The following is a 5,281-nucleotide window of genomic DNA, read 5'->3' as shown; positions in this document are numbered from 1 at the left end:
TTTTTTTTAAATCACAATGTAACAGGGGCGCCCACACCGCCACCACCCCCTCCCCAACCCCCTCACCCGGGGGCCCCCCCCCCCCCCCGGGGGGGGGGGGGCGCACCGCTCGGCCGCCATCCCTGGCACCGGCCCTCCGTCCCCCGATGCTCATCTGCCCGCACGGCCGCCATCCCCCGACACCCCACCGGCAGGAGCGCTCTCATGCCCCTCGACCGACGCCACTTCCTGCGGGCCGGCGCTCTCACCGCCGGCGCCGCGCTCTGTGGACCGCACACCATCGGTGCCGCGGCCGCCCCGCGCACCGCCGGGCCCACGCCCGACGCCTTCCACAGACTTCCGCCCGGCAGCATCCGGGCACGCGGCTGGCTCGCCGAGCAGTTACGGCTCCAGCTCCACGGGCTCGCCGGCCGGCTGGACGAGCGATCCCACTTCCTCGACTTCGACACCAGCGGATGGGTGCACCCGGAGCGGGGCGGCTGGGAAGAGGTCCCGTACTGGCTGCGCGGCCATGTCCCTCTCGCGGTGGCCACCGGGGACCGGGCCGCCCTGGCCAAGGCGCGCCGATGGATCGACGCCGTCCTCGCCACCCAGCAGAGCGACGGCTTCTTCGGTCCGCGTGCCCTGCGCACCGCGCTGAACGGCGGTCCCGACTTCTGGCCCTTCCTGCCCCTGCTCATGGCCCTGCGGACGTGGGAGGAGCACACGCGCGACGCCCGCGTCGTCCCGTTCCTGACCCGCTTCCTGCGCTACATGAACACCCAGGGCCCCGGCGCCTTCAACACCAGCTGGATCTCCTACCGCTGGGGCGACGGTCTCGACATCGCGCTGTGGCTGTACCGCCGTACGAACGAGGCCTTCCTGATCGACCTCGCCGCGAAGATGCACGCCCATGGCGCGAACTGGACCGACACGATCCCGACACCGCACAACGTCAACATCGCCCAGGGGTTCCGGGAGCCGGCCCAGTACGCGCAGTTCACCGGTGACCCGGCCCTGACCCGGGCCGCCTACCGCACCTACGAGCGCGTCCTCGGTGAGTACGGCCAGTTCCCCGGCGGCGGAATCGCCGGCGACGAGAACCACCGGCCTGGCTTCGGCGATCCCCGCCAGGGGTTCGAGACCTGCGGCATCGTCGAGTTCATGGCGAGCCACGAGCTGCTCACCCGTATCACCGGTGACCCCGTGTGGGCCGACCGGTGCGAGGACCTGGCGTTCAACCTGCTGCCCGCCTCACTCGACCCGCAGGGCACCGGCGTCCACTACATCACGAGCGCCAACAGCGTCGACCTGGACAACGCGCGCAAGACGCAGGGCCAGTTCCAGAACGGCTTCGCCATGCAGTCGTTCCAGCCGGGCATCGACCAGTACCGCTGCTGCCCGCACAACTACGGCATGGGCTGGCCGTACTTCGCCGAGGAACTGTGGCTGGCCACCCCCGACAAGGGCCTGGCGGCCGCGATGTACGCACCGTGCGAGGTCCGCGCGGTGGTGGCCGACGGCACGACCGTGACGGTCGCCGAGACCACCGATTACCCCTTCGGCGAGACCGTCACCCTGACCCTGTCCGTCCCCGAGCGGGAGTCCTTCCCGCTCCGTCTGCGCATCCCCGGCTGGTGCCGCAACCCCGTCCTGCGCGTGAACGGCCGTGTGGCCGGCGCCCCGGCCGGGCCCGCGTTCGCGGAGATCCGGCGCACCTGGTCGGACGGCGATGTGGTGACACTGCGCCTCCCCCAGCGCACTGCGGTGCGGACGTGGTCCGCCGGCCATGGCGCGGTGAGCGTCAGCCACGGCCCGCTGACCTACTCCCTGCGGATCGGGGAGGAGTACGTGCGTTACGCGGGGACGGACGCCTTCCCCGAGTACGAGGTGCACGCCACCACACCCTGGAACTACGGCCTGGACACGACCGTTCCGCCGGTATTCCACCGTTCCGGGCGCCCGCTCGCGGCCAACCCCTTCACCCATGCCACCAGTCCGGTCGGCATCACGGCGCGCGCCCGCCGGATCGAGGAGTGGATCGCCGACGACGAACATGTCGTCGCGCCGCTCCAGCAGAGCCCGGCACGCTCCACCGCGCCCGTCGAGACGGTCACGCTCGTCCCGATGGGCGCCGCACGACTGCGCCTCACCTCCTTCCCGACCACGGCGGCGGACGGTCACGCGTGGACCCCCGAACCACCGTTCCGGCGCGTCCTCAACCAGCACAGCGGCAAGGTCCTCGCGGTCGACGGGATGTCCACCGAGAACAGTGCGCGGGTGGTGCAGTTCGACAACACCGGCACCGGCGACCACGCGTGGCAGCTCGTCGACCGGGGCGACGGCTGGTTCCTCGTACGCAATGGCCACAGCGGAAAGGTGCTCGGCGTGGACGGGATGTCGACGGCGGACAGTGCCACGATCGTCCAGTACGAGGACAACGGCACCGCGGACCACCTGTGGACCCTGGTGGACAACGGGGACGGGTGGTACCGCATCCGCAACCGGCACAGCGGCAAGGTGCTGGGCGTCGACCGGATGTCGACGGCCGACAGCGCGCAGGTGGTGCAGTTCGCCGACAACGGGACGGCGGACCATCTGTGGACGTTCGTCTGATCCCCCGCGGGACGTTGGCGAGGCGCTCGAACCGGCCGCCGGGTTCGAGCGCACGGCCGAGTTCGCCATGCGAACCGTGACGTCACGGGGCGTCGGACGTTGACCACGTCATGAAGAAGCGAAGCATGGCCGCTGTTGCCTCCCTTGTCACCGGTGTCGTGGCATCCCTGCTCACCCCGTCGCCCCAGGCCCACGCCGACACGCAGGAAGGCCCGTTGGGCCTCCCGGTCTCCGTCCCGATCGTCGCGGACGGTTCGCTCGACGGCGCCGAGGACCTGCTCGCGAACGAGTGACCGGCTCCCCGCGTCAGCGCGCGGAGCAAGAGGGGTGGAGCCCCGCATAGAGGCGGATATCTCCTCTCGGGTCGGAGACCGGTGCCGCGGAATGCGCTTACTGGCTGGTAGAGATCTATGCGACGCAGGTCACACCCCTCTACCGTCGGGGCACCGCTCCGGGACCACCACAGGCCGGTGAGCCGCCGACCGGGACCGGGCGACAGGTCTTCTCCCGCCCCAGGAGGTTCCATGCCCCCCACCCCCCGCCGCTCCCGACGCAAACTCCCGATCGTGGCGCTCGCCGCGACCCTGGGAGCGGTCACTCTCGGCGCCCCCTCACCCGCCTCGGGTGCCGCTCTCGACGGGGAATACCTCGTCGGACGCGGCATCTCCGACGTCACCGGCGAGGCCGCCGAGACCGGGATGATGGGCTATTCGAGTTTCGACCAGAAGACGTCCGGCATCCATCAGCGGCAGCGGTCCCGCGCGTTCGTCGTCGTGGACCGGGCGAGCGGCAAACGCGTCGTGTATGTCAACGCCGATCTCGCCATGATCTTCCAGTCCGTGCAACAGGGCGTCATAGCCCGGCTCAAGGAGCGCTACGGGAGCCTGTACGGCGAGGAGAACGTGCTCCTGTCGGCCACCCACACGCACTCCGGCCCCGGCGGCTACTCCCACCACGTCGCGTACAACCTCTCCGTGCTCGGCTTCCAGAGCGGCACCTACCGCGCCATCGTCGACGGCATCGTCGAATCGGTCGCCGAGGCGCACGACGATCTGAAGCCGGGCACGATCAGTCTGGGCACCGGCACCCTCACCAATGCCAGCGTGAACCGCTCCCGCACCGCCTTCGACCGCAACCCCGCCTCCGACCGGGCCGCGTTCCCCGGCGGCATCGACCCGGCGATGACCGTGCTGCGCTTCCGCCAGGGCGACAAGGACGCGGGCGCGATCAGCTGGTTCGCCACGCACAACACGTCGATCACCAACAAGAACACGCTCATCAGCCCCGACAACAAGGGGTATGCCGCCTACACCTGGGAGCACGACCACGAGGGCGTCCGCTACCTCGACAACTCCCCGGGGTTCGTCGCCGCGTTCCCCAACACGAACGCCGGCGACATGTCACCGAACCTCAACCTCAAGCCCGGATCGGGGCCCACCGAGGACGAGTTCGAGAACGCCCGCATTCTGGGTGAGCGCCAGTTCGACAAGGCCAGCGAGGTCTACCGGAACGCCAAGCCGGTCACTGGCAGTGTCGACTCACGGCTGAGTTACGTCGACATGGAGAACGTCACCGTGAGCGGCGCCTACACGCCGGACCAGCAGGAGCACCGCACCTGCCCGGCCGTCGTGGGGGCGTCCACGCTCGCCGGCAGCGTCGAGGACGGTCCGGCGATCCCCGGCTTCACCGAAGGCATGCGGACCCCCGTCGCCGCCATCATCGACGCGCTGCACATCGACACGCCGTCATGGCTCGCGACCTGCCAGTACCCGAAGGCGAGTCTGGTTCCGACCGGGCTGCTGAGCAACGTCCACCCGGTCACCCCGAAGATCCTGCCGCTGCAGATCATGAAGATCGGCGGGCTCTACCTCGTCGCCGGCCCGGGCGAGTTCACCATCACCTCCGGTCTGCGTGTCCGCCGCACCGTGGCCGCGCAGCTCGGTGTGCCGCTCGACCGTGTGCTGTTGCAGGGGTACGCCAACGCCTACAGCCAGTACGTGACGACCCCGGAGGAGTACGACGCCCAGCAGTACGAGGGCGGCTCCACGCTGTACGGGCGCTACACCCTGCCCGCGTACCAACAGGAGTTCGCCCGCGTGGCGGCGTCCCTGCGCACGGGTGCTCCGCTGGACCGCGGCACGGCCCCGCCGGACGAGTCGGGCCGGCAGTTCAACTTCCAGACGGGCGTCGTGTACGACAACCCGCCGCCGAACAGTTCGTTCGGGTCGGTTCTCGCCCCGCCCGCCGCCTCCTACACGCGGGGGCAGACGGTGACCGTCGACTTCGCCACCGGGCATCCGAAGAACAACCTGCGGCGGGGCGGCACCTTCCTGGAGGTGCAGCGGCTCGTCAACGGGCAGTGGGTGCGCACCCTGGACGACGGCGACTGGGAGACGAAGTACCGCTGGACGCGGCTCAACGGTCTCACCGGGACGTCGAAGGCCACGATCACCTGGTCCATCGGTGCGGGCGCCGCGCCCGGCACCTATCGCATCGTGCACCACGGCGACTCGAAGAACCTGCTCGGCAAAATCACGCCGTTCACCGGGGTGTCGCCGACCTTCACGGTGGGCTGACGTCCCTGAGCGAGGCGGTGTGCTGACGCCTCGAACCGGGCGGTGGGGGGGGCGGGGATGGGGGGGGGCCCCACACCCGGCCCGGGCGGGGACGGCGCCCCCCATCCCCC

3 protein-coding genes are annotated in these 5,281 nt (G+C 70.5%); all 3 read left to right on the top strand.

Annotated features, from left to right (window positions below):
- Positions 1 to 204 precede the first annotated feature (204 nt).
- The 3 genes from ACFWU3_RS18165 to ACFWU3_RS18155 all read left to right on the top strand — a co-directional run bounded on the left by ACFWU3_RS18165 (position 205) and on the right by ACFWU3_RS18155 (position 5,171).
- The gene (locus ACFWU3_RS18165; protein WP_384438023.1) at positions 205 to 2,595 is read left to right on the top strand and encodes an RICIN domain-containing protein; all 2,391 of its coding nucleotides are present in this window, start codon (positions 205 to 207) and stop codon (positions 2,593 to 2,595) included.
- A gap of 125 nt (positions 2,596 to 2,720) precedes the next feature.
- Positions 2,721 to 2,888 (top strand): hypothetical protein, encoded by a 168-nt coding sequence (locus ACFWU3_RS18160; protein WP_313942438.1) that lies wholly within the window; start codon positions 2,721 to 2,723, stop codon positions 2,886 to 2,888.
- A 231-nt stretch (positions 2,889 to 3,119) separates the two neighbouring features.
- The gene (locus ACFWU3_RS18155) at positions 3,120 to 5,171 is read left to right on the top strand and encodes a neutral/alkaline ceramidase (protein ID WP_384438019.1); all 2,052 of its coding nucleotides are present in this window, start codon (positions 3,120 to 3,122) and stop codon (positions 5,169 to 5,171) included.
- The last annotated feature ends 110 nt before the right edge of the window (positions 5,172 to 5,281 follow it).

The organism is Streptomyces sp. NPDC058685 (genome assembly GCF_042714725.1).
In the GTDB taxonomy this organism is placed as follows: Bacteria; Actinomycetota; Actinomycetes; order Streptomycetales; family Streptomycetaceae; genus Streptomyces.
This window is presented reverse-complemented; position numbering and strand designations above follow the sequence as displayed.